Annotated in this window: 28 protein-coding genes; 3 read left to right on the top strand and 25 right to left on the bottom strand. The window is 30.0% G+C overall.

Going from position 1 to position 26,540, the window contains the following annotated elements; translation table 11 throughout:
- Positions 1-65 precede the first annotated feature (65 nt).
- From ACJDU8_RS10105 to dprA, 9 genes are all read right to left on the bottom strand, one after another.
- The gene (locus ACJDU8_RS10105) at positions 66-872 is read right to left on the bottom strand and encodes a phosphatidate cytidylyltransferase (RefSeq protein ID WP_406792030.1); all 807 of its coding nucleotides are present in this window, start codon (positions 870-872) and stop codon (positions 66-68) included.
- A 72-nt stretch (positions 873-944) separates the two neighbouring features.
- Positions 945-1,709 (bottom strand): isoprenyl transferase, encoded by a 765-nt coding sequence (locus ACJDU8_RS10110; protein ID WP_406792031.1) that lies wholly within the window; start codon positions 1,707-1,709, stop codon positions 945-947.
- Between the two features lie 91 nt (positions 1,710-1,800).
- The gene (frr, locus tag ACJDU8_RS10115) at positions 1,801-2,358 is read right to left on the bottom strand and encodes a ribosome recycling factor (RefSeq protein ID WP_406792032.1); all 558 of its coding nucleotides are present in this window, start codon (positions 2,356-2,358) and stop codon (positions 1,801-1,803) included.
- A gap of 19 nt (positions 2,359-2,377) precedes the next feature.
- On the bottom strand, positions 2,378-3,091 hold the full coding sequence (pyrH, locus tag ACJDU8_RS10120; protein ID WP_406792033.1) for a UMP kinase: 714 nt from the start codon (positions 3,089-3,091) through the stop codon (positions 2,378-2,380).
- A gap of 97 nt (positions 3,092-3,188) precedes the next feature.
- Positions 3,189-4,109, bottom strand: a complete 921-nt coding sequence (gene tsf, locus ACJDU8_RS10125; protein WP_406792034.1) for a translation elongation factor Ts — start codon at positions 4,107-4,109, stop codon at positions 3,189-3,191.
- 230 nt (positions 4,110-4,339) lie between these two features.
- Entirely contained in the window at positions 4,340-5,044 is a 705-nt protein-coding gene (gene rpsB, locus ACJDU8_RS10130; protein WP_406792035.1) for a 30S ribosomal protein S2, read from the bottom strand.
- A gap of 167 nt (positions 5,045-5,211) precedes the next feature.
- Positions 5,212-5,988, bottom strand: coding sequence for a GTP-sensing pleiotropic transcriptional regulator CodY (codY, locus tag ACJDU8_RS10135; RefSeq protein WP_406792036.1), 777 nt, complete (start codon positions 5,986-5,988; stop codon positions 5,212-5,214).
- Between the two features lie 349 nt (positions 5,989-6,337).
- Complete coding sequence (gene topA / locus ACJDU8_RS10140) at positions 6,338-8,431, bottom strand: type I DNA topoisomerase (RefSeq protein ID WP_406792037.1); 2,094 nt, start codon at positions 8,429-8,431, stop codon at positions 6,338-6,340.
- 117 nt (positions 8,432-8,548) lie between these two features.
- A complete protein-coding gene (dprA, locus tag ACJDU8_RS10145) occupies positions 8,549-9,649 on the bottom strand; it encodes a DNA-processing protein DprA (RefSeq protein WP_406792038.1) in 1,101 nt (366 codons plus the stop codon).
- Between the two features lie 182 nt (positions 9,650-9,831).
- Between dprA and ACJDU8_RS10150 the strand changes: the two genes are divergently transcribed.
- From ACJDU8_RS10150 to ACJDU8_RS10160, 3 genes are all read left to right on the top strand, one after another.
- Positions 9,832-10,650 carry a TIM barrel protein gene (locus tag ACJDU8_RS10150; protein ID WP_406792039.1) on the top strand — a complete coding sequence of 273 codons (819 nt, stop codon included), beginning with the start codon at positions 9,832-9,834 and terminating at the stop codon, positions 10,648-10,650.
- A gap of 66 nt (positions 10,651-10,716) precedes the next feature.
- The gene (locus ACJDU8_RS10155) at positions 10,717-12,234 is read left to right on the top strand and encodes a YifB family Mg chelatase-like AAA ATPase (protein WP_406792040.1); all 1,518 of its coding nucleotides are present in this window, start codon (positions 10,717-10,719) and stop codon (positions 12,232-12,234) included.
- 426 nt (positions 12,235-12,660) lie between these two features.
- Positions 12,661-13,029 (top strand): YraN family protein, encoded by a 369-nt coding sequence (locus tag ACJDU8_RS10160; RefSeq protein WP_406792041.1) that lies wholly within the window; start codon positions 12,661-12,663, stop codon positions 13,027-13,029.
- A gap of 13 nt (positions 13,030-13,042) precedes the next feature.
- On the opposite strand, the gene ACJDU8_RS10165 is transcribed toward ACJDU8_RS10160, so the two are convergent.
- The 16 genes from ACJDU8_RS10165 to acpP all read right to left on the bottom strand — a co-directional run bounded on the left by ACJDU8_RS10165 (position 13,043) and on the right by acpP (position 26,418).
- Positions 13,043-13,888, bottom strand: coding sequence for a ribonuclease HII (locus ACJDU8_RS10165; protein ID WP_406792042.1), 846 nt, complete (start codon positions 13,886-13,888; stop codon positions 13,043-13,045).
- 45 nt (positions 13,889-13,933) lie between these two features.
- Positions 13,934-14,776, bottom strand: a complete 843-nt coding sequence (ylqF, locus tag ACJDU8_RS10170) for a ribosome biogenesis GTPase YlqF (protein WP_406792043.1) — start codon at positions 14,774-14,776, stop codon at positions 13,934-13,936.
- A gap of 15 nt (positions 14,777-14,791) precedes the next feature.
- The gene (lepB, locus tag ACJDU8_RS10175) at positions 14,792-15,316 is read right to left on the bottom strand and encodes a signal peptidase I (protein ID WP_406792044.1); all 525 of its coding nucleotides are present in this window, start codon (positions 15,314-15,316) and stop codon (positions 14,792-14,794) included.
- Between the two features lie 51 nt (positions 15,317-15,367).
- Positions 15,368-15,715: a 50S ribosomal protein L19 gene (rplS, locus tag ACJDU8_RS10180; RefSeq protein ID WP_406792045.1), complete on the bottom strand. Its 348-nt coding sequence runs from the start codon at positions 15,713-15,715 to the stop codon at positions 15,368-15,370.
- A 163-nt stretch (positions 15,716-15,878) separates the two neighbouring features.
- The gene (gene trmD, locus ACJDU8_RS10185) at positions 15,879-16,613 is read right to left on the bottom strand and encodes a tRNA (guanosine(37)-N1)-methyltransferase TrmD (protein ID WP_406792046.1); all 735 of its coding nucleotides are present in this window, start codon (positions 16,611-16,613) and stop codon (positions 15,879-15,881) included.
- Positions 16,604-17,092 (bottom strand): ribosome maturation factor RimM, encoded by a 489-nt coding sequence (rimM, locus tag ACJDU8_RS10190; RefSeq protein ID WP_406792047.1) that lies wholly within the window; start codon positions 17,090-17,092, stop codon positions 16,604-16,606. Before rimM ends, trmD begins: the two co-directional genes overlap by 10 nt.
- 135 nt (positions 17,093-17,227) lie before the next feature.
- Positions 17,228-17,455, bottom strand: coding sequence for a KH domain-containing protein (locus ACJDU8_RS10195; protein WP_261671555.1), 228 nt, complete (start codon positions 17,453-17,455; stop codon positions 17,228-17,230).
- A 19-nt stretch (positions 17,456-17,474) separates the two neighbouring features.
- Entirely contained in the window at positions 17,475-17,732 is a 258-nt protein-coding gene (rpsP, locus tag ACJDU8_RS10200) for a 30S ribosomal protein S16 (RefSeq protein WP_406792048.1), read from the bottom strand.
- A gap of 49 nt (positions 17,733-17,781) precedes the next feature.
- Complete coding sequence (gene ffh, locus ACJDU8_RS10205) at positions 17,782-19,131, bottom strand: signal recognition particle protein (RefSeq protein WP_406792049.1); 1,350 nt, start codon at positions 19,129-19,131, stop codon at positions 17,782-17,784.
- Positions 19,132-19,147: 16 nt separating this feature from the next.
- Positions 19,148-19,483 carry a putative DNA-binding protein gene (locus ACJDU8_RS10210; RefSeq protein ID WP_406792050.1) on the bottom strand — a complete coding sequence of 112 codons (336 nt, stop codon included), beginning with the start codon at positions 19,481-19,483 and terminating at the stop codon, positions 19,148-19,150.
- Between the two features lie 82 nt (positions 19,484-19,565).
- Positions 19,566-20,477 (bottom strand): signal recognition particle-docking protein FtsY, encoded by a 912-nt coding sequence (gene ftsY / locus ACJDU8_RS10215; RefSeq protein WP_406792051.1) that lies wholly within the window; start codon positions 20,475-20,477, stop codon positions 19,566-19,568.
- 34 nt (positions 20,478-20,511) lie between these two features.
- Positions 20,512-24,075, bottom strand: coding sequence for a chromosome segregation protein SMC (gene smc, locus ACJDU8_RS10220; RefSeq protein ID WP_406792052.1), 3,564 nt, complete (start codon positions 24,073-24,075; stop codon positions 20,512-20,514).
- Between the two features lie 15 nt (positions 24,076-24,090).
- A complete protein-coding gene (locus ACJDU8_RS10225) occupies positions 24,091-24,186 on the bottom strand; it encodes a DUF4044 domain-containing protein (RefSeq protein WP_406792053.1) in 96 nt (31 codons plus the stop codon).
- Complete coding sequence (locus ACJDU8_RS10230) at positions 24,170-25,282, bottom strand: elongator complex protein 3 (protein WP_406792054.1); 1,113 nt, start codon at positions 25,280-25,282, stop codon at positions 24,170-24,172. The genes ACJDU8_RS10225 and ACJDU8_RS10230 overlap by 17 nt, the downstream gene beginning before the upstream one ends.
- Positions 25,272-26,006 (bottom strand): ribonuclease III, encoded by a 735-nt coding sequence (rnc, locus tag ACJDU8_RS10235; RefSeq protein WP_406792055.1) that lies wholly within the window; start codon positions 26,004-26,006, stop codon positions 25,272-25,274. Before rnc ends, ACJDU8_RS10230 begins: the two co-directional genes overlap by 11 nt.
- Positions 26,007-26,184: 178 nt before the next feature.
- Positions 26,185-26,418: an acyl carrier protein gene (acpP, locus tag ACJDU8_RS10240; RefSeq protein ID WP_406792056.1), complete on the bottom strand. Its 234-nt coding sequence runs from the start codon at positions 26,416-26,418 to the stop codon at positions 26,185-26,187.
- Positions 26,419-26,540 lie beyond the last annotated feature (122 nt).

The following is a 26,540-nucleotide window of genomic DNA, read 5'->3' on the forward strand; positions in this document are numbered from 1 at the left end:
AGAAATACATCCTGTAAATTATATACAAAATATATTTCTTAATATAAAGTATGTAAATATAAATTTTAGTATGGATAAATACATGCAACAAACATTAAATAATAATACACTACAATTCCCGAAAAAAGTATACTGTCAAATCTGTCTAAAATACCTCCATGCCCTGGTATCAAATTGCCATAATCTTTTACTCCTACATATCTTTTTATTGAAGAAGCAGCTAAATCTCCAAATTGACAAAAAACTCCACATAGTATCCCTAATATTATGTAATGATATAAAGACAATGGTATTTCTTTTACAATGGCAAACCATCCAAATAAAGTACAAACTACTGTACTTCCTATTACTCCTCCTATAGCACCTTCCACAGTTTTTTTGGGACTTACCTTTGGACAAAGCTTTTTTTTACCCATAAATTTACCTGTATAATAAGCTGTAGTATCGCAGCACCAGGCCGATATAACTATAATCCATATCAAATATTTCCCATAAGGACCTTGATTCACCAATGTTATGGTACTAAAAAATAATGCTACATATAAAAATCCAAATAAAGTACTAACTACATCTAAAAAATTATATTCTATATCCACAACTAAAACACATAACAGCATAAAAACCGACACCATAACCGTAAAAAATAAAAATTTGTAATTTACTTCTGTTCTTAAACTTAAATAATAAGTTACACATAATAAATATCCTATTATATTTATTGGATTTAGATTTTTCATTTTGATTACTTTATAGAACTCATACATTCCCATGAGAGAAATCACCATAACACCATACTTCAAATAAACTCCACCTAGAAATAGTATGAGAATAAAGGGTATCAATGTAATGGCTCCCAAATATCTACTATTCACTATATTTCACCTCCACAATAAGGTATCTTTTAACAAATAACAAGTCAAAGATTGTAGGGATTTTATATATAATTATACACTTCCAAATCTTCTACTCCTATTTTGATAATCAATAATAGCTTTATGCAGGTGTTCTACCTTAAAATCTGGCCATTTTATATCAGAATACCAAAACTCAGAATATGCACACTGCCATAAGAGAAAATTGCTCAAACGTTGTTCTCCGCTTGGTCTTATTATCAAATCAGGATCTGGCATATTTTTTGTATATAAATATCCAGCTAGAGTATCTTCATTTATATCATCCTTACTAATCTTTCCTAATTCTATATCGTTATACATAAGTTTAAAGGCTCTAACTATTTCATTTCTTCCGCCATAATTCAATGCTAAATTTAAAGTTAGTCCCGTATTATTTTTGGTATTTTCCTGGGATATAATTAATTGTTTTTCACACGCTGATGGTAATCTATGTATATTTCCTATGTAATTTATTATAACATTATTATCATCTAATTCTTTAAATTCTTTCTTTAAATATTCCACAAGAAGATTCATAAGAGCGCTTACTTCTTCTTTAGGTCTTTTCCAATTTTCTGTAGAAAAGGCATAAAGGGTCAAATATTTTATATTTAAATTGCTGCATTCTTTTACAATTTCTCTTATGGCTTCTACACCCGCTTTATGTCCAATAACTCTTGGAAAATTTCTTTCCTTAGCCCATCTTCCATTACCATCCATTATAATAGCTATATGTTTTGGAATATTACTTAAATCAATATGTACTTGTTCACTTTTGTACTTTTTGTTCTTACGAGAATTAAAAAACTTTAACATAAGTGTATCTCCATTCATTACAATTTATATTGGTTGTTAATTTATTTTATATTTAATAAAAACCTGCAAGTTGGCAGGTTTTAAAATCTAATCATAATGACATAATTTCCTTTTCCTTTTTTTCAAGTATTGCATCTATATTCTTTATAAAACTGTCAGTTTTTTTCTGTATTTGTTCCTCGCCCTTTTTTATTTCATCTTCTGAAATATCATTTTTCTTTTTTAAAGCCTTAAATTTATCGTTGCATTCTCTTCTTATGGTTCTTATAACAATCTTTGAGTCTTCACCAACTTTTTTTACGTTTTTAACTATGTTTTTTCTGGTCTCTTCTGTAAGTTCAGGGACTACAAGTCTTATTACTTCTCCATCACTTGATGGATTTATGCCCAAGTCCGATTTCAATATTGCCTTTTCTATTGATTTTAGCGCACTTCTATCCCACGGTTGTATTACAAGTATTCTGGCTTCTGGAATAGATATACCTGCCAACTGATTTACAGGGGTCATGGCACCATAGTACTCTACTTCTATTTTATCCAATATGGCAGGATTAGCTCTTCCTGCTTTCATAGATGCCAATTCTTTAACTAAAATATCTACAGTCTTATTCATTTTTTCATCTGCCTTATTTAAAATATCCTTAATCATAAAAAATACCTCCTTATTTCTATTTTTTACAAACAAGTGTACCAATTTTTTCACCAAGAACAATTTTACTTATGTTCTGCGGCTTATCCAGCCCAAATACTAAAATAGGTATATCGTTGTCCATACAAAGTGATGTAGCTGTAGAATCCATAACCTGAAGTCCCTTTTCCAGTACTTCAATATAAGTTAATTTATCAAATTTCTGAGCATCACTATATTTATAAGGATCTTTATCGTACACACCATCTACTTTTTTAGCAAGCAATATAATTTCCGCTTCTATTTCTGCCGCCCTAAGAGATGCTGTAGTATCTGTCGAAAAATAAGGATTTCCTGTACCTGCTGCAAATATTACTACTCTATTTTTTTCTAAATGTCTCATTGCTCTCCTTCTTATAAAAGGTTCTGCCACTTCTTTCATCTCAATAGCCGTCTGTACCCTAGTATCTATATCTAAATTTTCCAGTGAATCTTGAAGTGCCAGAGCATTTATACATGTAGCGAGCATTCCCATATAATCTGCTGTTGTTCTATCCATTCCCTTTCCGCTTCTACCTCTCCATATATTTCCACCGCCCACAACGATTCCTACTGATACTCCCATGGATATTAATCTTTTTATTTCCACCGCTATACTTTTTGTTATGTCAAAATCTATTCCATATCCAGCATTTCCTGAAAGAGCTTCTCCCGAAAGTTTGAGCATTACCCTTTTGTACATAGGCTTACACATATATATTATACCTCCAAACTATAGTAAAATGAAACTACAATAAAAATATTTTTTAACACCCCAAAAAAGAGAACACGCAGTGTCCTCTTTTCAGTTACTATTTACCTTCTATCTGCTTTCTAACCTCTTCAGCAAAATCTTCTTCTTTTTTCTCTATACCTTCACCTTTTTCAAATCTAACAAAAGCAGATATTTTTATTGGTGCTCCAACTTCTTTTGATTTATTCTTTAAATATTTATCAATAGTTAAATCAGAATCTTTCACCCACACTTGTTCAATTAAGCAATTTTCTTTATAGTACTTTTGAACTCTTCCCATAACTATTTTGTCAGCAATTTTTTCAGGTTTACCCTCATTTAACGCCTGAACTTTATATATTTCTTTTTCTTTGTCTAAAGTGGAATCATCAACTGCCTCTTTATTTAAAAATAGTGGGTTAGTGGCAGCAACCTGCATAGCTATATCTTTTGCAACTTCTTTTAAAATTCCACTTTCCTTTTCACATTCAAGCTTAACAAGAACTCCTATTCTTCCACCGCCATGAATGTAGCTTTCAATTAAGCCATTTGAAACAGACAATCTATCAAATCTTCTTACTGCCATGTTTTCTCCAAGCTTTGCAATTAAATTTACCAATGTTTCTTTTACAGTCTTAGTATTGTCTGATATATATTTTTCTTCATCTAACTGCTCCACTGCAGCAGACTTAGATAGAGAAATTTGTTTTGCTAAATCATCAACAAAGCCTACAAAATCTGCATTTACAGCTACAAAGTCTGTTTCGCAATTTACTTCTACTATAGAAGCAACTTTCCCATCTTCTGATACATATGTTTTAACTAATCCTTCAGAAGCTATTCTACCAGATTTTTTAGCTGCAGCTGCTAATCCCTTTTCTCTTAATATCTCAACAGCCTTTTCAGGCTCTCCACCTGCCTCATTTAAAGCTTTCTTGCAATCCATCATCCCTGCTCCAGTTCTTTCCCTGAGCTCTTTTACCATCTGTGCAGTTATCATAAATATCCCGTTATGTAAAATTATAAGACTTTTCATGATGAAAAGCTTATACTTACTTCCCTGTTCATAGTATTTAAAGCCTATGCTTTCTATTTGGTCCAGTACTCCCAGGGCTTAAATTCGGATGCTTCACACCCTACCTGACAATTGTTAAAATTATCAATAACGGTTTTTCAACTCCTCTCCTAACTTGTATTTGACCCTAATATATATACTTTTATGAATTTAAACTACTCTTCCGCTAATTGTTCTCCCTGTCTTCCTTCAATTACGGCATCTGCCATTTTAGCTGTGATTAATTTTACTGCCCTTATCGCATCATCATTACCAGGTATAACATAATCAACTTCGTCAGGATCACAATTCGTATCTACTATAGCCACAACTGGAATACCCAAAATTTTAGCTTCTGAAATAGCATTTTTTTCTTTTCTTGGATCAACCACAAACAATGCACCTACGTTTTCCGCATTCATGGCTTTGATTCCGCCTAAATTTTTCTCCAATTTTTGTTTTTCATTTCTCAATTTTATAACTTCTTTTTTTGAAAGAATTTCAAATGTGCCGTCTTCTTCCATTTTCTCTAAATCTTCTAACTTTTTAATTCTATTTTTTATAGTTAAGAAATTAGTCAGCATACCTCCAAGCCACCTATTATTCACATAGTGCATATTACTTCTCTTTGCTTCTTCCTTAATAGCTTCCTGTGCCTGCTTTTTAGTACCTATAAATAATATATCTTTACCATCAGCTGAAACTTTCTTTACAAATTCATAAGCGTCTTCAATTTTTCTTACTGTTTTTTGTAAATCGATTATATAGATCCCGTTTCTTTCTGTAAAAATGTATGAAGCCATTTTAGGGTTCCATCTTCTAGTTTGATGTCCAAAATGAACACCTGATTCTAATAATTGTTTCATTGAAATAATTGACATTATATTTTCCCTCCTAGGTTCTCCCTCCATCATCTTCATATTTATAAATTAACCTGTAAGGCACCTATTTATAAATTAGATAATGTGTGTATTTTAATACCTTATGTAGTATATCATATGGTATAAATCTATTCAATAAAAAATTACAATATTTAACCGTAATAAAATTATTTTATCTTTTTCAACTCATCCAATAATTTCTCATTTAATATTTTAATATGAGTTCCCTTCATTCCAAGAGATCTGGATTCTATTACTCCGGCACTTTCAAATTTTCTAAGCGCGTTTACTATTACAGATCTGGTTATACCAACCTTATCTGCTATTTTGGATGCCACAAGTAATCCTTCTTTTCCATCCAGCTCATTAAATATATGCTCTACAGCTTCCAATTCTGAATAAGATAATGTTCCAATAGCTAGTTGAACTACAGCTTTTTTTCTAGCCTCTTCTTCTATCTCATCATTTTTAGCCCTTAATATTTCAAGGCCTACAATAGTAGCACTGTATTCTCCTAGCACCAGATCTTCATCTGTGAATTTTTCTCCAAAACCTGCTAATAACAACGTACCTAATCTTTCTCTATTCCCTATTATAGGAACTATAGTTGTAATTTTATTATCTAAATTGCAAGAGGTTCCATCTTCAAAAACACAAATTCCATGATTTGATAAATTTGAAAGAGTCTCATGAGAATTTAACAACTCATTATTATATTGTTCTGGAAATCTCATTTCTCCTATTATTTTGTTCTTTACTGTATCACATTCAAATCCATCCGGAAAATTATACCCTAATACTTTACCTCTTCTGCTTATAATATAGACATTACAGCCTAAAACTTCACTCAATATTTTACATATATCATCAAAAACTACCGGTTCTACTCCTGACTTTTGTAATATCTTGTTGAGTTTTCTTGTTTTATCTAATAATGTTGCCATTTATACCCTCCTCATTGCCACTAAAATTTATTTAATACACATAACAGCCTAATTATATAATTATATTTGAAAAAACAACATATTTTTCAAAAACAATATAAAGAAATTTTTAAGTTATAGTGCTAACAATTTTGATTTTTTAAAATATTTAGAATTATGTTTTATCCATTAATTATGATAACATAATAGTTGTCATAATTCAACTATGATTTACTAACATATGCCGATTTATTACTTTAAAATTTCTTAAAAAATTAATAAAATATCTCTAGGTATTTTAACACAATCTTAAATATATAGTATCTAATCTAAACATTAAATCTTTTCTGCATTTTAAACTTCCATACTATCATTTATTATCTTCTAGGCTTTTATATTCTTTATGTTTACATTCTGAATTAGAACATTCTAAATAATTTCCTTTTGATTTGCTATACTTTTTTAGCATATAACTGTGGCATAACGGGCACTGTTCATTTGTAGGCTCTAGCCAACTTACAAAATCACAGTTTGGATAATGGCTGCATCCATAGAATTTTCTACCTTTTCTACTTTTCTTTACTAAAACTTTTCCTCCACATTTAGGACATTTGACGTCTAATTCTTCTAATATAGGTTTTGTATTTTTACATTCTGGATATCCAGGACATGCTAAAAAATCGCCGAATCTTCCATGCTTTATTACCATATTTCTTCCACATTTATCACACTTTATATCTGTAACCTTATCTTCTATAGTAATTCTGGCGACTTCTTTTTCAGCTATTTCAATAGATTTTTTTAAAGGTTCATAGAACTTCCCCACCACATTATTCCAATTATCTTTTCCTTCTTCAATATTATCCAGCTTCGACTCTATTTCCGCAGTGAATTCCACATCTACTACCTGTTTAAAATACTCACTAAGTATATTGTTTACTATATCACCTAATTCTGTTGGTATTAAAGTTTTCTTCTCCCTTTGTATATATTTTCTGTCTAAAAGAGTTGATAGTATAGGAGCATATGTACTAGGTCTCCCTATACCGTTTTCTTCAAGAGTTTTTACAAGAGTCGCTTCTGAAAATCTAGCTGGTGGCTGTGTAAAATGCTGCTTTCCATTTATAGATTTTTTAAATACCAGTTCTCCTTCCTCTAATTCTGGTAAAACTATATCCAATTTTTCTTCATCTGTTAAATACTCATATACTTTCATAAATCCATCAAATTTTATTTTGGATCCACCAACTTTTAATCCATAATTATTATTAACTATGTCTATAGAGGTAACATCAATTTTTGCAGATGCCATTTGGCTTGCCACAAATCTATCCCATATTAATTTATAAACCTTATATTGATCCGGTTTCAAATCTTCCTTAGCTTTACCTGGAGTTATTTCCACATTGGTAGGCCTTATGGCCTCGTGAGCATCTTGTATATTCTTTTTGCTTTTAAAATTTCTAGGCTTAGCTTCAATATATTTTTCTCCAAATTCCCCTGTTATAAAATCCCTACAGACTTGTTGAGCTTCTTTAGAAATCCTTACAGAATCCGTTCTCATATAAGTTATAAGACCCACAGTACCATGACCTTTTATGTCCACTCCCTCATAAAGCTGCTGAGCTATAGACATAGTTTTCTTAGTGGAAAAATTCAGCTTCTTATATGCATCCTGCTGAAGAGTACTTGTAATAAACGGAGGTAGAGGATTTTTATTTTTACAGGTATTTTTAATAGATTTTACAATAAAATCTCCACTTTCCAGCTCCTTAATAATCTTATCCACTTCATCTTTATTAGAAATTTCAATCTTTTTTTTATTAAAAGTAGTAAGTTTTACAGTAAAGCACTTACTCTCATCCTTTTTATGAAGCATACACTCCACAGTCCAGTATTCCTCGGGTACAAAGCTTAATATTTTTTTTTCTCTCTCACATATCATTTTAAGTGCTACAGACTGTACTCTACCTGCACTTAATCCCCATTTGACTTTTTTCCAGAGTATTGGACTTATTTTATATCCAACTAGCCTATCCAGTATTCTTCTTGCCTGTTGTGCATTAACTAAATCCAAATTTATTGCCCTTGCAGACTTTATGGAATCTTTCACAGCATTTTTAGTAATTTCGTGGAACTCTATTCTGCACTTTTCACTTTCATCTAACTTAAGAACATGTGATAAATGCCAAGAAATAGCCTCTCCTTCCCTATCAGGGTCTGTAGCTAAATATACTTTTTCGCTCTTTTTTGCCTCTTTCTTAAGTTTATCCAGAAGCACTCCTTTTCCCCTTATAGTTATATATTTAGGATTGTATTCATTATCTATATCAACTCCCAATTGACTTTTTGGAAGATCTCTAACATGGCCCATTGAAGCTTCCACTACATAATTTTTGCCTAAATATTTTCCTATAGTCTTAGCTTTTGCCGGTGATTCAACTATAACTAATTTTTGTCCCATTTTATGCTCTGGTTATTATAGAAATCTAATCCAGAGTACTGCACCCCCTTATTTTACCCATTAATATTTAGTCTCTTTAATTAACTAAATATTATTCTTTATTTAAATAAATATACCTTATTTTATAATACTTTTAGCACTTTCAATTTTTACATAATAATTACCAGAAAGACACATTATTTTATTTTTTAACTGCAATTCAAATAATAACTCATATAATTGTTTTATGTCAACATTAGTAATTCTACATATTTCATCTATATGTATAGGAATTTGTCCTATAATCTTAAATATTTTTTCCTCTTTATCATTTAATTTGTCCTCTTTTATATGGTTTTTATTCCTATACTGTAAAGATAATAACTGGAATAAATCCTCTAAACATGTAAAAACATAAGCTCCATCTCTTATAAGTTTATTTGTTCCCTTACTTTTAGAAGAAAATATAGAACCAGGTACTGCCATAACATCTTTTCCCTGTTCTAATGCACAACTGGCCGTTATTAAAGCTCCACTTCTATCTTCTGCCTCAACAATAATTACAAGATCACTAAGTCCACTTATGATTCTATTTCTTAATGGAAAATTGTAAGGATAGGGTTTTGTTTTAGGAATAAACTCAGATAATACGCATCCATCTTTTGAAATATTCCCATATAACTTTTTATTTTCAGCAGGATATATTACATCTACACCTGAACCAAGTACTCCACAAGTATATCCAGCATTTTCAACACAAGCTCTATGAGCACAACTGTCAATTCCTCTAGCCATACCACTTATTACATTAATATTGTTCACAGAAATTTCTTTACTTATTAATGAAGCCGCATTTTCTCCATAAAAACTACAGTTTCTAGCTCCTACAATAGCAACACTTAAATTAGTATTTAACTTTTCAATGTTACCTTTATAAAATAAAACTGCTGGGCAATCTTCATAATTTTTTAACTTTTCAGGATATTCCTTTTCATAAAAGTTTACAGTTTTGATTTCTTCTTTAAAACAGTACTCCAGCATACTTTTCAATTTTTCCATATCCCAGGCTTTATTTAATTCCATATATATTTTGTCACAGTTCTTACTAGAGTATATGTAACTATTATTACAAATATTTTGTTCATATATTTCCTGCATACTCTTAAACTTTTTTAAAATATTAATTTTTATTTTATTAGATATCCTAACAGAAGCAAACCATAGATCATATACATTCATGTGCTATTCACACCCCTTGCCAATAATATGTAAAAATTATGCTCACAATTTAAATATTTTATTCCTAATTAATAAAATTTTACTTACAATCTATTCACCTTCTAAAAGTTACATTTACATACATAGTTTATATATGTTATATTATTTATTAAATAATATATTTTATTGAGGAGATTATAATTATGAATAAATTATTATTTGGAATATCTGGACTTCCATTAGGAGATGGTACTACTAAATTTAATTATTCCTCTGCTATAGACTACCTAGCCTCTTTAGGTCTTGATGCTATGGAATTACCCTTTGTCCGCTTCATAAATGTAACAGATAAAAACAAAGATTCCATACTGCAGAAAAAAACAGAAAATAATTTTTATCTCTCTGCTCATGGCTCATATTTTATAAATTTGAATGCAGATGAATTAGAAAAACAATTACAATCCTTAGAAAGAATTTCAAAATGTGCGTCTGCACTATCTAAAGTCAACGGAAGAAGTTTAATATTTCATCCTGGCTTTTATTTAAAAAGTTCTAAAGAAGAAACTTATAATACCATAAAACAAAATTTACTAAAATTACCCTATGAGCATGTAGACTATCGCCTAGAAACTACAGGTAAAGGCAGCCAATTTGGAAGTTTAAAAGAATTGGTCTCTCTATGCAAAGATGTTCCTTCCTGTAAATTATGCGTAGACTTTGCACATATACATGCCAGGTATAACGGCGCATTAAAAGATTATAATGATTTTGCACAAATTTTAGAATATATACAAGAAAATCTTGGCGAAGAAGCTTTAATGGATATGCATATACATATATCCGGCATACGTTACAGCCAAAAAGGTGAGCTAAATCATTTACCTTTTCTTGAAAGTGATTTTAATTATATAGAATGCTTGAGGGCTTTAAAAAACTTTCAGGTGAAAGGGTGCATAATATGTGAGAGCCCTATACTTGAAAAAGACTCCCTGCTGCTGAAAAATACCTATGAAAAATTATAACATTTTTACATTAAGAGATTAAACTATCGTGTTATTGTCAAGAATTAACTAGAGGTGATAACATAGATGTCTATTAAAATAAATACAGCTTCTTTTTTAGGTATAGACGGAAACATTATATCAGTTGAAGTAGATGTGAAACGTGGATTCCCGTCTTTTAATATAGTAGGTCTTGCAGATACTTCAGTAAAAGAATCTAAAGAGAGAGTAAGAGCTTCTATTATAAATTCTGGATTTGAATTTCCCGTAAAAAAAATAACAGTAAATTTGGCTCCTGCAGATATCAAAAAGGTAGGTTCCCTTTTTGATTTACCTATAGCTATAGGAATATTGATTGCCACAAATCAAATAAACTTTCATGATTCAGAAGATTTTTTAATTATGGGGGAACTTTCACTGTACGGAGATTTAAATAAAATAAGAGGAGTACTTCCAATAACAATGGAAGCCATAAAAAATAATATAACAAATTTTATAGTTCCTCTAAATAATGCAAAAGAATGCTCTTCAATAAAGGGAAGTAACTGCTATGCCTTTAAAAATTTAAAAGAAGTATCATATTTTATAAAATATAGAGATTTGCTTCCCTACAATTATAAAAAAACATATCAAAAAAGACACTTTTCACTTGATTTTTCAGATATATTAGGCCAGGAAAGTTCCAAACGTGCCCTAGAAGTTGCTGCTGCGGGGAACCATAATATACTCATGGCAGGACCTCCTGGTTCAGGTAAAACCATGATGGCTAAAAGAATGCCCACCATATTACCTAATTTAAGTTACGCAGAAGCCCTGGAAGTTACTAAAATATACAGTATAAGCGGAAATTTAACTGAAAACGAAGGACTCCTAACTAATCCTCCATTTAGAAGTCCCCACCATACCAGTACCCCCATTTCTCTAGTAGGAGGGGGAAAAAATCTAATGCCAGGTGAAATATCTCTTGCCCATAATGGAATACTCTTTTTGGATGAAATATTAGAATTCAAAAAAAATGTTCTTGAAGTTTTAAGACAGCCTTTAGAAGAGAAAAAAATAGTTATAAATAGAGCCTCTGGCAGTGTTACTTTTCCATGTAACTTTATGACTATTTTAGCTACTAACCTGTGTCCTTGTGGAAATTTCGCATCTAATAGACCTTGCACTTGCACTGACTATGAGAGGAAAAGATATATATCAAAATTATCTAGGCCTTTTATCGATAGAATAGATCTATTTGCATCTGTAAATCCCCTTGATTTTAAGTACATTGAAAATCATTCAAAAGGAGAATCCTCTAAAAATATAAAAAAAAGAGTGGAGAACGCCAGAAAAATCCAGAAAGAAAGATTTAAAAAAGAAGATATACATTACAATTCAGATATGAACAGTACACTTATAAGAAAATACTGTAAACTTAATAGAAAATCTATAGAACTAATAAAAAGAATTTATACCAAATATAATTTAACTACTAGAGCTTATGGTAAAATATTGAAGGTGTCCAGAACTATAGCTGACCTAGAAAACTGCCAGTATATAAAAGAACCTCATATAAAAGAAGCCCTATACTACAGAAAATTTGTGGATAAAGATTTTATATAGCATCAATTTACTGTAAATTATAGAATTTTTTAAAAAAATCTTTATTTTATTTTACAAAAATTATATAATATGTATAATAAAAGTTATTTCATACAAAAATTATAAGAAATAGGGTGATTATATGTATTTTATATCTGTTATACTTGGGTTAACATTTGGACTTATATTGTTTCTAATTGGAATAAAAACGAGGAATACTGATATTATAAGCATTGGAAGTGTACTTTCTATATTTTTTTTATTAATTTTCATAAATATATACATACCTAATCTAATACACAACTTAAATTGGGGATTAATCAGAATGAATAAATAATAGTTATAGTTTATTATAAATTTGCTACATAAAAAATAAGGTACACATAGCAAATTTTTATCACAAATGATATAATAATAAAAAAGTTTTCAAATGAAAGGGGAAAATTTATGCATTCTTTTAACAAGGATATAGGTTCCCTGGGCGAAGATATTGCTAAAAATTATTTAAACCAAATTGGATACACTGTACTTGAGAGAAACTTCCGGTGTAAAGTAGGTGAAGTAGATATTATAGGAAGAGATGGTGATTATATTTGTTTTATAGAAGTTAAATCCCGTTATGGAAAATTATACGGGAATCCCTGCGAATCTGTAAATTATTCTAAGCGTCTTAAAATCTACAAAACAGCCAATATATATATAATGAGAAAAAAGTTATTTAAATTTAACTTTAGATTTGATATAATAGAAATTATATTTAATACCTATAATGATGTTCCATCTATAAAACTTATTAAAGACGCTTTTCAAATATAACTTTATCTGCTTTTTATACTATGTTTTTTAAAAAACTGGTCCTATGTATTCTACAGGTGCCGTACTTCCTTATGGCACCAATATGTTCTTTAGTTCCATATCCTGAATTATTCTGAAAATTATATTGGGTATAAATTTTGGAATATTCTTTCATAAGCTCATCTCTATATACTTTAGCTATAATTGAAGCTGATGCTATACTTACACTTTTTGAATCACCTTTTATTATAAATTCATTGTGAACAGGTAAGTTTCTAACTACATAACCATCAGATAGAACTAAATCTACAGATAATTTCAAACCCAACACAGCCCTTCTTAGAACCTCATTGTTACACCATGAAATTCCTCTCTTATCTATTTCCCTATTATTTATAACTGCAATATTATAGTCTAAGGCTTTTTCTTTTATGATCTCCGATAATTCATATCTACATTTTGGAGTAAGCTTTTTAGAATCTTTTATACCCAAAATCAATTTACTATCTTCTTCATAATCTAAGTTCAATATAACAGCAGCTGCAGCTATAGGACCTGCTAGAGGACCTCTTCCTACCTCATCTGTTCCTGCCACATATGTATAATTCCCAAAACGCTTGTCAAATTTATACATGCTTTTTACTCTTTCAATTTCCTTTTTTTTATTTAAAATAAATTTATAAAAACTGAAATATAAATTATTTACATTTTTTCTCTTATCCATTTTCAAATTTTCCAAAATCCTCATAAAGCTATGGTGGTTATCATAATTAAAATAATTTTGTTTTAAATTATTAACTTCTTTTTTTATTTTTTCAAAATTAAATTTTTCTAAGTTATCCCAAAATAAATTTTCTATTTTATTCCTGTCTTCAGCCATATAAAATTACACCTTTCAAAAAATTCATTTCAATAATACATTATTTTAAGGTCTTTCAAGAGAAATAGGCCCTAATTTTCCTCCTCTGAATTCATCTAATATCATTATAGAAACTCTATTATAATCTATTCCTCCACCAGATACTATAGCACCTCTCTTTCTTGCTATAGTATCCATATTCTCTAAAGCATCCTCATTCAAACTATCTAATTTATATCTACTTATTATCCTGTCAGCATAATCTTTGCACAGGGTTTTTAAAAGACTCAATGCTAGATTTTCTATATCCATAATTTCATCTTTTATAGCCCCAGTAAAAGCTAAATGTAATTGTGTCTCTTCACTTTCCAGTTTGGGCCACAGTATACCTGGTGTATCCATAAGTTCTACTCCTAATTTAGTTTTAATCCACTGTCTACTTCTTGTAACTCCCGGTCTATCTGCTATTTTGGCTATACTGCTTTTAGCCATTTTATTTATAAACGAGGATTTACCTACATTTGGTATTCCTACTACCATAACTCTATCAACTATTTTTGAAACACCTTTTTTTTTCATTCTATTATGCTTTTCTTCTAATAATTCATTTAACATAGGTCTTATACTTTTCAATCCCTGACCTGTATTACAATTTACTGCCAAAACCCTTATATTTTCTTGTGAAAGACAATTTATCCACTTCTTAGTTATAACTTCTTCACTTAAATCACTTTTATTTAATAATATTATTCTGGGTTTATTATTACAGATATTATCTATATCTGGATTTTTACTACTTCTTATAATCCTGGCATCTCTCATTTCTATAACAACATCTACTAGCTTCAGATTTTCTTTTATCTCCCTTTTAGTCCTAGCCATATGTCCAGGAAACCAATTTATAGCCATATGTTCCCTTCCTCTCTAATTTGCAGCTGAACTTAAACTTCCCATTCTATTAAAGGGATATATTCTAAAGGCTGCTCTTCCCACTACCATTTTATAACTCACAAAACCTACATCGGAAAATCTGCTATCCCTACTGTTATTCCTGTTATCTCCAAGTACAAATACCGTATCTGCAGGTACTGTAACTTCATTAAAATCACTTACCATAGGCTCCAATATATAAGGCTCATTCTTAAGTACATCATTTATATAAAGCTTTCCATTTTCAATTTTTACTCTTTCTCCACCTACAGCAACTACTCTTTTAATAAATTTCTCTTTGGGGTCTGCCGGATATTTTATTACTACTATATCTCCAGGTTTTGGTGCTCTAAAATAATAACTCACTTTTTCTACAATCAATCGATCCTTGTTATTTAAGGTAGGATCCATAGAATGACCATCTACGCTTACAGTTTCAAACACAAAAGTTATGATTAAAAATGCCGCTATAATAGCTACTATTATTGATTTACCAAGCTCTATCAACTCTTTTAACAAAATCTCACACCACCTTAACATACAAAAAAGGGACTTTATAAGGCCCCTTTTCTATTTTAATATTTCTTTTACTTTAGCTGCTTTACCTACTCTATCTCTTAAATAATACAATTTGGCTCTTCTTACTTTACCCCTTCTTACCACGTCTATTTTTTCTATTATAGGAGCATTAATTGGGAATGTTCTTTCAACACCAACACCATAAGCAACTCTTCTCACTGTAAAGGTTTCTCTTACGCCGCCATTTTGTTTCTTCAAAACTATACCCTCAAAAACCTGTACTCTCTGCCTATTTCCTTCTTTGATTTTTACATGAACCTTTACTGTATCTCCTATGTTAAAGTTCGGTAAATCAGTTCTAATATATTCTGATTCTATTTGTTTTATTATGTCTAACATTGTGCATAACCTCCTAAATAATTATTCAACGTTCTTATCCAATATGATTTATAAATAGAGGAACGCTGGTATGGCACAAAAAAAATTTTATCACAATGATATATTTTTTTCAACCTATAATTTAAATCTTCAATTTATAACTTAAAATCTATATGTACACCATTTAGTCAGTATATCCATTTTCATATAAGTTTATTAGTTTTTCATCTTCTTTTGATAATTTTATTTTTTTAAATAAATCTGGCCTTTTATCTTTAGTTAACATAAGAGACTTTACCCTTCTCCATTTTCTTATATTTTCATGATGTCCTGATATAAGAACTTCAGGTACACTTTCTCCCCTAAAGCATTCTGGTCTTGTATATTGCGGATACTCAAGTACCCCATTATAAAAAGATTCATCAGTGTAACTTTCACTGCTTGAAAGTACGCCAGGTATCATCCTGCATATACTGTCTACAATAGGAATACAGGCCATTTCTCCACCAGTTACTACAAAATCGCCAATAGATATTTCTAAATCTACATACTTATAAATTCTCTCATCCATTCCCTCATAATGGCCGCATAAAAATATTAACTCTTTTTCTTTTGATAATTTTTTTGCCATGGATTGATCAAAAACTTTGCCTCTGGGTCCTAAGCTTATTACATTTCCTCCATTTTGAGTCTTTACACTTTTTATACAATCTACAATAGGCTGGGCAGTCATTATCATTCCTGCTCCCCCGCCATAAGGATAACCATCTACTTTTCTATGCTTATCTTCAGTAAAATTTCTTATATTAAAGGTATTTATATTTAAAATATTCTTTTGAATTGCCCTCCCAATTATACTGCAGTTAAATATATGAAACATCTCTGGAAAAAGAGTTAATATATCTATTTTTACATCCATGTTTCCACCGGCTTTATAATTATTTCTCCCTTTTCCACGTCTACTTTTACAACTATATCTTCTATTGCAGGAATTAAAAGTTCCTTATGGCCTTTTATCCAATAAACATCATTTCGGTAAGTATGCAATACCTCTGATATCTTCCCATAATAAACTCCTTTTTCATCTATTACCCTGCAGCCTATCATATCTACAACAAAATATCTTCCCTCTTCTAATTTGACTGCATCTTTTCTAGGTACTTCCAAATATTTTCCTTTATATGCCATGGCTTTTTCTATAGAATCTATACCCTCAATTTTAAGTATAACCTTCTTTGCTTGAAGTTTACATCCAATTATATTTTTTAATATACCTTCTACATATACAGATTTTAAGTCTTTAAATCTTTTAATATCGTCAGTTAAAGGATACACTTTTAGTTCTCCTTTTATTCCATGAGTATTTATTATTTGTCCTACAGTTATAAATTCTTTCATAGAACATAATGTCCTGTATTATAACTAATTAAATATTTTATAAATAAACCAGGACAATTTCACCTCGTTTTCGCTAAATATTAGAAAATCATAAAATGCATTTTATAATAATATAAGAGTTAGGTAAGCTAACTCTTATATTATCTCTACAACAACTCTTTTGTTTTCCTTTATAGCTGCCGCTTTTACTACAGTTCTTATAGCTTTAGCTATTCTCCCCTGCTTTCCTATTACTTTTCCCATATCCTCTGGTGCAACTTTCAATTCAAGAATTATAGATTGCTCACCTGCAATTTCATTTACTTGAACCATATCTGGGTTATCCACTAACGATTTAGCGATAATTTCCACTAATTCTTTCATTCAATACACCCCCAGTTAATTACTTACCAAGCTTATCCTTCAGCCCTGCCTTATCAAAAAGCTTCTTTACAACATTTGTTGGTTGAGCACCATTTTTTATCCACTTTACAGCTTTTTCTTCATCAAACTTAACGGTAGTTGGCTCAGTTGTAGGATTATAGTATCCTATTTCTTCCACAAATCTACCATCCCTAGGGGATCTTGAATCTGCTACAACAATTCTATAAAATGGAGCTTTCTTAGCACCCATTCTTCTTAATCTTATTTTTACTGCCATTAATATCACCTCCTTAGTAGTATAAAAGCTAAAATACTATTATTATATTTTAAAAAGGAAGTTTCCCAAATGGGCCCTTTTTAAAACCTTTCTTCATTCCGCTAAACTGCTTCATTGCTTTCTTTATCTTCTCAAAATCTTTAAGAAGTTTATTTACTGTCTGTATAGTAGTACCAGAACCCATTGCTATTCTTTTTTTTCTTGAAGAAGAAGCACTTACAATAGAAGGCTTTCTTCTTTCTTTTAAAGTCATAGAATTAATTATGGCTTCAATTTTTACAAGTTCTTTTTCTCCCTGGGATAAATCTATTCCCTTTAATTCCTTCATATTTGCCCCAGGAACCATTTCTATAATTTTACTTATAGGTCCTAGTTTTTTAGTTTGCTCCATTATTGCCAAAAAGTCTTCAAAGTTAAATTCCTTATTAAGCATTCTGTCTCCTAACTTTTTGGCTTCTTCTTCATCAATTGACTGCTGTGCCTTTTCTATAAGTGAAAGTACATCTCCCATTCCTAATATTCTTGAGGCCATTCTATCTGGATAAAACACTTCAAAATCATTCATTTTTTCCCCGACACCTACAAATTTTATAGGCTTACCGGTGATTGCTCTTATGGAAAGAGCCGCTCCACCCCTTGTATCTCCATCTAATTTTGTAAGCACAACTCCACTTATGTTAAGCTGATGATCAAAGCTAGATGCCACATTGACAGCATCCTGACCAGTCATAGAATCCACTACCAGCATTATTTCATGGGGATTTATATTTTCTTTAATTTGTTTTAATTCATCCATCAATTCTTCATCTATTTGAAGTCTACCTGCCGTATCTATTATAACTACATTTAAACCATTATTTTGAGCATAGGATACAGCACCTTTACATATATCTACTGGGCCTACTTTATCTCCCATAGAAAATACAGGTATATCAATTTCTTTTCCAACCACTTGAAGCTGTTTTATTGCTGCAGGTCTATATACATCACAAGCTACTAAAAGTGGGTTTTTATTCTTTTTTCTAAGCTGTAGGGCCAATTTACCACACATTGTAGTTTTTCCTGCACCTTGAAGTCCTACTAGCATTATTATAGTTAATCCATTAGAAGCATATTCAATAGAACTCTGGCTGTTACCCATTAAAGATGTAAGTTCTTCATTTACTATTTTTATAACTTGCTGTGCTGGAGTCAAACTCTTTAGTACTTCTTCTCCCAAACATTTTTCACTAACACCTTTAACAAAATTCTTTACTACTTTATAGTTAACATCTGCCTCTAAAAGAGCCAGTTTTACTTCCCTCATAGCATCTTTTATATCTTTTTCAGAAAGTTTGCCTTTACCTCTAAGCTTTTTTAAGGTCTCCTGGAGCTTAGAAGCTAATCCTTCAAAAGCCATGCTAATCCTCCTAAACTCAAATATTATTTATTATATAATTTTTTATCTTATCTAATAGTTCTTTATTTTCACTACGGTACAGTGAGTTTATAAAATTAAGAATAGATTTCTTACTTTCTTCCATATTTTTTTTATCTTTCATTAAATTAAGTTTATCTTCGTATTGTAATAAAATCATATGGCATCTTTTTATAATGTCATATACTGCCTGCCTGCTAGTATTAGTATGTTCAGCTATTTCTGCAAGGGATAGATCTGCATTATAATACAGTTCCATAACATTTCTCTGTTTTTCTGTTAAAAGCTTACCATATATATCAAGTAATATGGAAAGCTGTACTCTCTCTTCCATAATACCCTCTCAATTTAAAATTTCTTAACGTATTTTATAATATCAAAATTCACAGAAGGTGTCAAGTATTTTTACTTAACACTTAAAATAATGCTTCTACAAACTCTTTACTTTTAAATTCCTGTAAATCATCTATACCTTCTCCAACTCCTATTAATTTTACTGGTATATTTAACATATGTTTTATAGATATTACTATCCCTCCTTTAGCAGTTCCGTCTAATTTAGTAAGTATTATACCATTCACAGGACAAACCTCCATAAACTGCTTAGCCTGCTGCACTGCATTTTGTCCTGTTGTAGCATCTAATACAAGGAAAGTCTGCCTGTTAGCTTCTTTGTATTCTCTATCTATTACTCTGTTTATTTTCCCCAGTTCCTCCATTAAATTTTTCTTATTATGTAGTCTCCCTGCTGTATCACATATTAGCACATCCGCTTTTCTCGCCTTAGATGCTTGGATGGCATCAAAGATCACCGCAGCTGGATCTGACCCAGATTGATGCTTTATTATATCAACCCCTGCCCTCTGACTCCATACTTCCAGTTGTTCTATAGCCGCCGCTCTAAAAGTATCCGCTGCAGCCATAATTACTTTATAACCATCATCTTTTAGTTTATAGCACATCTTACCTATAGATGTAGTCTTGCCCACACCATTTACACCTATTACTAAAATTATCTCTGGAATACTCTCAGGTTTAATGCTATTTTCTTCATAACCCAATATATCCAATATAACCTCTTTTAAACAATTACTTAGAAGAGAAGGATCTTTTATTTTATTTTCTTTTATTTTTTTCTTTAGGCTCTCTATAATATATAATGTGGTCTCCACCCCTATATCACAAGTTATAAGTATCTCTTCTAACTCCTCATAAAGTTCTTCATCTATGCTAACTGCCCTACTTAAAAGATCTGTTACTTTTTCCGTTAAGTTATTTTTAGTTTTCTCAAGTCCATTCTTTAGTTTATTAAAAAATCCTTTAAACATGGTATATCTGTCCTTTCAATATAAATATTTATAATTAAGATGACTGCTTCAATTTTAAAGAGACTATTTTTGAAACCCCTTTTTCCTCCATGGTAACTCCATATAGAATATCACTCACTTCCATAGTTCCCTTTCTATGGGTTATTACAATAAACTGGGTGTCTTTAGAAAATCTTTTAAGAAATTGTGCATACCGTAGCACATTTGCATCATCTAATGAAGCTTCTATTTCATCCAGTATACAAAAAGGAGTAGGCTTAATTTTAAGTATGGCAAATAAAAGAGCTATTGCAGACAATCCCTTTTCCCCTCCAGACATAAGGTTTATATTTTTCAGTTTTTTACCTGGTGGCTGTACTGCTATATCTATATTTCCAGTAAGTTCATCTCCTTTAGTAAGTATCAAATCCGCACTTCCACCTTTGAATAACTCTCTAAAAGTATAATTAAAATTTATTTTTAATTTACTAAAATTTTCTTTAAACACACCTTTCATTTTTTCTGTCATTGCATCTATTACTTTTTTTAACTCTTGCTTTGATTTTACTAAATCCCCTTTTTGGGCATGTAAAAATGCTACCTTTTCCTCTAAATTCTTATATTCTTCTATAGCACCTAAATTTACTATTCCAAGCCTGGAAATACTATTTTTTAAGCGTACTATTTCACTATTATACTCCTCTAAATTTTCTATTTCTCTATCATATTGCATGGCTTCATCATAGGTAATTTTTATATCTTCTTGCAGTTTTAAATGTATATTATCTTTTTGAGAAATTAATCTGGTAAGGGTAAGTTGTATTTTATGAAGCGATGTTTCCTTTTTATTTATGGAAAGATTTAAAATTTCTATTTGCTCATTACTATTATTTATTTTTTGTTTTAGTTTAATTATCATTAAATTGCTTTCTTCTATGTCTCTTTGTGAAATCTCTATTTTTTGTTTTAAATCTTTTATTTCTTCTTCATTTAAGTTTATATCTAACTGGTTTTTATGTATATTTTTTTCACAAATTTTAATTTCCTCGTCCACAGTATGTTTCTTGGCATCTGTTTCTTCTATTTCACTGGTTAACCTAGCTGATTCACTTTTTCCATTTAAAATACTTTCACTAATTTGAGCTTTTTTCACTTTTAAATTCATAAGTTCTTCTTTAAAATTTGTAATATGTTCCCTGCTATCTTTTAATTCTTCTTCTATTTTTAAAATATAACCATTATTTTCAAGTTCATCTTTACAATAATTATTTAATTTTTCCTCTTCTTCCTTCAATTTTTTCAGACTAAGTTTCTTATTTTCATTAATCACATATATTTCTTTATTAGCTATTTTTTTATTTTCTATTAATTTTTTAGTTTCTTTTTCTAGAGTATTATTTTCTTGCTGCAATTTAGTCAATTCTATATTTTTTAAATAGACTTCTTCCTTTAAAGTGACATTTTCTTTATCAAGTATATTCATATCCTCTTTGCACTTTTTTATATTTTCATTCAAGACTGTTAAAGTTTGAGTAATATTTTTTATTTTAGCTAAGGTTTCTTCTATTTCTCTCTTCCTGCCTATTATATTGCTGCTTCTCTTTTCCAAACTTCCTCCTGTAATTGCTCCTCCAGAATTTACCACATCGCCGGATAGAGTAACTATTCTAAAACTATATTCCCCTAATTTGGCTATTTGAAAAGCATTATCTATATTTTCACAAATTATTGTCCTGCCTAGTATATAATTTAAAACATCTTTAAATTCTTCATTGTAACTTACAAGTTCACTGGCAACTCCAATATAGCCTTTTATCTTTTCAAACCTACGTACATTTAAAGTTCTTCTCCCCTTAACTGTAGAAATAGGTAAGAAAGTAGCCCTACCTATATTATTTTTTTTCAAATATTCTATGAGAGTTTTAGCTACAATTTCATCTTTAGTTATTACACTAGATATATTATTTCCCAGTGAAATTTCTATGCAAGTCTCAAATTTCTCATGCAAACTTATTACTTCACCTACTAAAAAACAGCTCTTTTCAGGTATATCCAGTTTATGACTTTTTATACGTTCCATAAGTATTTTTACGGCTCTATTATATCCCTCATAATGTTTATGAAAATTTACAAGCATTGTATAGTTTGCTTCTAATCTGTTATATTCTCCACTTAATTTTTGTAATTCCCTTTCTTTACCCTGAAAAATATTATTTAGCTTTAGGATTTCTTTATTATTTTCATCAATTTTTTTTTCATTGCTTGATATATGGTTTTTAATATCGGAAATTCTTATAAGCAATTTTTCTTTATTTACAGAGTTTGTTTCAATACATTTATTATAACTTTCACAGGAACCTTGTATATTTTTAACTCTTTCTAACATACTTTCTATATCTTTTTTAATTGATACAATATTATTTTTCAAATTTGAAATATGATTAAAATACTTTATTTTATCGTCTTTCAATTTCTTATATAAATTCTCCTTACCGGAAATATTATATTCAATTTTCTTTATACTATTTTCATAGTCCAGTATACTACTAGTAACTTCTTTCTCCTTACTTTCCAGTTTTAAAAGGTTCTGATTTTGTAAATTTACCTTTTCTAACTTTTTATCCTTATCATATTCCATTTGTTTCAACTCTAAATAATTTCTTTTTACATTACCTTTTAAATCTTCTATTTTTTGTTTCAAAAGTCTTATTTCATTCTCCGTTTGCTGAATCTTTTCCTTTTTATCATAATAATTTTCTTTGTATTTAGCATTTTTTCCGTTAATATTTTCAATTTGTGCATTATAACTATTTATGTTATACTTCAACTTTGCAAGTTCTTCATTCAATTCTGCATTACTATTAGTTATATCTTTTATAGATTTTTCTAGCTTGTCTACTTTATATTGTACCTTTTTTAAGGAATGTACTAATATTGTTATTTCCTTCTCTTTCAGTTCTTCCGACAGCCTTAAAAACTCACTGGCCTTTTTATTTTCCTGTTCAAGAGGTTTTAGTCTTTCCTCATAAGTTTTTAAAATATCTTCTATCCTTATTAAATTCACTTCAGTATTTTGTAATTTTTTTTCAGCTTCTCCTCTTCTCCACTTAAATTTAACAATACCTGCAGCCTCTTCTAACACAAGCCTTCTATCTTCTTGTTTTCCACTTAACAATGCATCTATCCTGCCTTGCCCTATTATAGAATACCCTTCTCTCCCTATTCCTGTGTCCATAAAAAGTTCGTGTATATCTTTTAGTCTGCACTGCACATTATTTATGTAATATTCACTTTCCCCAGACCTATAAAGCCTTCTAGAAACAGTTATATTGGAATACTCAAGGGACAGTTTTTTGTCTTCGTTATCTAAAGTAAGAGAAACCTGACACAATCCTAAAGATTTTCTAAACTGCGTACCTGCAAAGATAACATCTTCCATTTTGCCTCCTCTTAAATTCTTTACACTCTGCTCCCCCAGCACCCACCTAACTGCATCTGAAATATTACTTTTTCCACTTCCATTTGGTCCCACTATAGAGGTAATTCCTCCTGTAAATATTAACTCCGTTTTATCTGCAAAAGACTTAAATCCTTTTATTTCAATAGCCTTTAAAAACATACAACAACTCCTCACCTAGTAAAAAAACATTGGAAGTAATCCAATTATAAACATAAATACCACGAAAACTATTAATACTTTTAACATCTTATCTCTAGTATTTTTTTTCATAATACTCATCTCCCTTGCAAAGATTTTTGCTTTTATAATTGTCTATTATATAATCATCTAACAATATAGATTTACTTAAATCTTTCCCAGTTATATTTAGGGTTTCTCTATCCATTGAAGAATCTTGTACAACTTCTATAAAACAATCATTAAATTTTTCTTGCATATGGTTAAAATATTCTTTTTTATTGGCATAAAGTTTAGAAAGATCTCTAGTATTTATTTTGATAGTTATATATCCCTTATAATGTGCAGGTATATTTTCTTCTATAATGCTATTATAAATGCTGCCTTCTACAAGTTCTCTAAATGCAGGATGAAAAGGGCCTGCTATTACATCTTTTTGCAAATTTATATTTTCCGTAGGTTGAAGTCCCATTCTTATTACCTGTATTTTATTAGCCTTTAAAATGCAATATAAAATCTTACATATATCTACCGCCTGAGAAAGTTTATATGGCTCATATTGATTCTTTCTATACATATGCTCCATAGCAGTACCTTTTATCACTAGAGCAGGATATAACCTGTATATGTCAGGTTTCATACTTATTGAACTTTTTACTGTTTCTATATCTTTTTCAAAAGTATCATGAGGTAATCCCAGCATAACCTGATGTCCCAATACAAATTCATATTTTTTTATAAGGTAGGATGCCAACCTTACATCTTCGGCAGAATGTCCTCTTCCCGATTTTAAAAGCACTTCCCTATCTAATGACTGTATACCAAGCTCTATTATATCTACAGAATATTCCTTTAAATTATCCAGTATAAATTTATCAATATAATCTGGCCTGGTAGATAGGTGAATATAATCTATATCTCCTCTATCTTTATACTCTTTGGCTACCTTCAACAGATTTCTTTGCTTATCTATTGGTATGGCAGTAAAGGTCCCTCCAAAAAAAGATACTTCTACTATAGAATTTTTTCTTTTTATAGTTTCCAAATACTGTTCTATAGTACTTCTTACAAAACCCTCATCAACCTTTTGTTCATTTCCAGTAATTATAGTTTGATCACAAAAAATACAACTATGGGGACATCCCTCATGGGGAACAAATATAGGTATTATATAATGTCTATTTTGCATCCATCCCCATCTCCTTATCATGTTTATTTTCATATACTAACTCTTTCAAAGCATTATGGGCCGCATTTTGTTCCGATTCCTTTTTACTATATCCTACACCGCTTCCTAAAACACTATTATCCACACACACTTCAGTATAAAATTTTCTTCTATGAGGAGGGCCTTCATATTTTGTAAGTATATATTCTATATGTATATCTCCATTTTGTTGTATAATTTCCTGAAGATTGGTTTTATAATCCAGTATTATTTCGTTTCTCATAGCCTTTTCTATAATATCTTCAAAATTGCTTATTATAAATTTCTTAGTTTTCTCATATCCAGAATCCATATAAATTGCCGCAATAACAGCTTCAACACAATTTGCCAGTATGGAAGTTCTCTCACGACCTCCCGTAATCTCTTCACCTTTACTCATTTTCATATACTTTCCAATATTCCACTTTTTAGCTACCTCATATAAGGAATTTTCACAAACTATTAATGCCCTTTTTTTTGTAAGTTCTCCTTCTGATTTATTTTTATATATTAAAAACAAATATTCAGATATACAAAGTTGCAGTACGGAATCTCCTAAAAATTCCAACCTTTCATTAAACTTTACTCCTTTTTTTCCATTAGCATAAGAACTATGAGTTAATGCTGTATTTATTAATTCTTTGTCCTTAAAGCATATATCCAATGTCTTTTCCACTTCTTCAAAAAAATTTATTTTTTTCTCCATTTTATATTTCTCCCTCGAAATCTATTCTTCAGTCTGCTGAAAAGTTGTATATTAAGTTTTATTAACAAATTCAAGAATAAATTTACTTTTATTATAAAATACCTATAATACACTATACATATGCACACAAAAATTTAAACTTAAAGTCCCGTGTGAAACGGGACTTTATCATCTACTACTATTCTTCAATATGAGCCTTTATGTACTCAACTACATCTCCTACTACTTTCACCTTTTCCGCTTCTTCATCCGGTATTTCTAAATCAAATTCTGTTTCTATCGCCATTATCAACTCAACTATATCAAGTGAATCTGCACCCAAATCGTCAATAAAGGATGATTCCAAAGTTATTTCCTCTGAATCTATACCGAGTTGCTCGGATATTATTTTCTGTATTTTTTCAAAAATCATAATTTTACCTCCAAAAAATTTTTATACATAAATAATATTATATAACTTATGTACCGTCAACAACAACTATTGTTAAAACTATATAAATTAGTTTATATCAATATACTTATAATTATTTTTGC

The organism is Candidatus Clostridium eludens (assembly GCF_045310515.1).
GTDB classification, from domain to species: Bacteria; Bacillota; Clostridia; order Clostridiales; family Clostridiaceae; genus Clostridium_B; species Clostridium_B eludens.

Excerpts from the sequence above, each read along its gene's own strand:
- ACJDU8_RS10110 (WP_406792031.1), bottom strand. The coding sequence starts at position 1,709 with ATGTTAAAGTTTTTTAATTCTCGTAAGAACAAAAAGTACAAAAGTGAA.
- frr (WP_406792032.1), bottom strand. The coding sequence starts at position 2,358 with ATGATTAAGGATATTTTAAATAAGGCAGATGAAAAAATGAATAAGACT.
- pyrH (WP_406792033.1), bottom strand. The coding sequence starts at position 3,091 with ATGTGTAAGCCTATGTACAAAAGGGTAATGCTCAAACTTTCGGGAGAA.
- tsf (WP_406792034.1), bottom strand. The coding sequence starts at position 4,109 with ATGATAACTGCACAGATGGTAAAAGAGCTCAGGGAAAGAACTGGAGCA.
- rpsB (WP_406792035.1), bottom strand. The coding sequence starts at position 5,044 with ATGTCAATTATTTCAATGAAACAATTATTAGAATCAGGTGTTCATTTT.
- codY (WP_406792036.1), bottom strand. The coding sequence starts at position 5,988 with ATGGCAACATTATTAGATAAAACAAGAAAACTCAACAAGATATTACAA.
- topA (WP_406792037.1), bottom strand. The coding sequence starts at position 8,431 with ATGGGACAAAAATTAGTTATAGTTGAATCACCGGCAAAAGCTAAGACT.
- dprA (WP_406792038.1), bottom strand. The coding sequence starts at position 9,649 with ATGAATGTATATGATCTATGGTTTGCTTCTGTTAGGATATCTAATAAA.
- ACJDU8_RS10150 (WP_406792039.1), top strand. The coding sequence starts at position 9,832 with ATGAATAAATTATTATTTGGAATATCTGGACTTCCATTAGGAGATGGT.
- ACJDU8_RS10155 (WP_406792040.1), top strand. The coding sequence starts at position 10,717 with ATGTCTATTAAAATAAATACAGCTTCTTTTTTAGGTATAGACGGAAAC.
- ACJDU8_RS10160 (WP_406792041.1), top strand. The coding sequence starts at position 12,661 with ATGCATTCTTTTAACAAGGATATAGGTTCCCTGGGCGAAGATATTGCT.
- ACJDU8_RS10165 (WP_406792042.1), bottom strand. The coding sequence starts at position 13,888 with ATGGCTGAAGACAGGAATAAAATAGAAAATTTATTTTGGGATAACTTA.
- ylqF (WP_406792043.1), bottom strand. The coding sequence starts at position 14,776 with ATGGCTATAAATTGGTTTCCTGGACATATGGCTAGGACTAAAAGGGAG.
- rplS (WP_406792045.1), bottom strand. The coding sequence starts at position 15,715 with ATGTTAGACATAATAAAACAAATAGAATCAGAATATATTAGAACTGAT.
- trmD (WP_406792046.1), bottom strand. The coding sequence starts at position 16,613 with ATGGATGTAAAAATAGATATATTAACTCTTTTTCCAGAGATGTTTCAT.
- rimM (WP_406792047.1), bottom strand. The coding sequence starts at position 17,092 with ATGAAAGAATTTATAACTGTAGGACAAATAATAAATACTCATGGAATA.
- ACJDU8_RS10195 (WP_261671555.1), bottom strand. The coding sequence starts at position 17,455 with ATGAAAGAATTAGTGGAAATTATCGCTAAATCGTTAGTGGATAACCCA.
- rpsP (WP_406792048.1), bottom strand. The coding sequence starts at position 17,732 with ATGGCAGTAAAAATAAGATTAAGAAGAATGGGTGCTAAGAAAGCTCCA.
- ffh (WP_406792049.1), bottom strand. The coding sequence starts at position 19,131 with ATGGCTTTTGAAGGATTAGCTTCTAAGCTCCAGGAGACCTTAAAAAAG.
- ACJDU8_RS10210 (WP_406792050.1), bottom strand. The coding sequence starts at position 19,483 with ATGGAAGAGAGAGTACAGCTTTCCATATTACTTGATATATATGGTAAG.
- ftsY (WP_406792051.1), bottom strand. The coding sequence starts at position 20,477 with ATGTTTAAAGGATTTTTTAATAAACTAAAGAATGGACTTGAGAAAACT.
- smc (WP_406792052.1), bottom strand. The coding sequence starts at position 24,075 with ATGTTTTTAAAGGCTATTGAAATAAAAGGATTTAAGTCTTTTGCAGAT.
- ACJDU8_RS10225 (WP_406792053.1), bottom strand. The coding sequence starts at position 24,186 with ATGAAAAAAAATACTAGAGATAAGATGTTAAAAGTATTAATAGTTTTC.
- ACJDU8_RS10230 (WP_406792054.1), bottom strand. The coding sequence starts at position 25,282 with ATGCAAAATAGACATTATATAATACCTATATTTGTTCCCCATGAGGGA.
- rnc (WP_406792055.1), bottom strand. The coding sequence starts at position 26,006 with ATGGAGAAAAAAATAAATTTTTTTGAAGAAGTGGAAAAGACATTGGAT.
- acpP (WP_406792056.1), bottom strand. The coding sequence starts at position 26,418 with ATGATTTTTGAAAAAATACAGAAAATAATATCCGAGCAACTCGGTATA.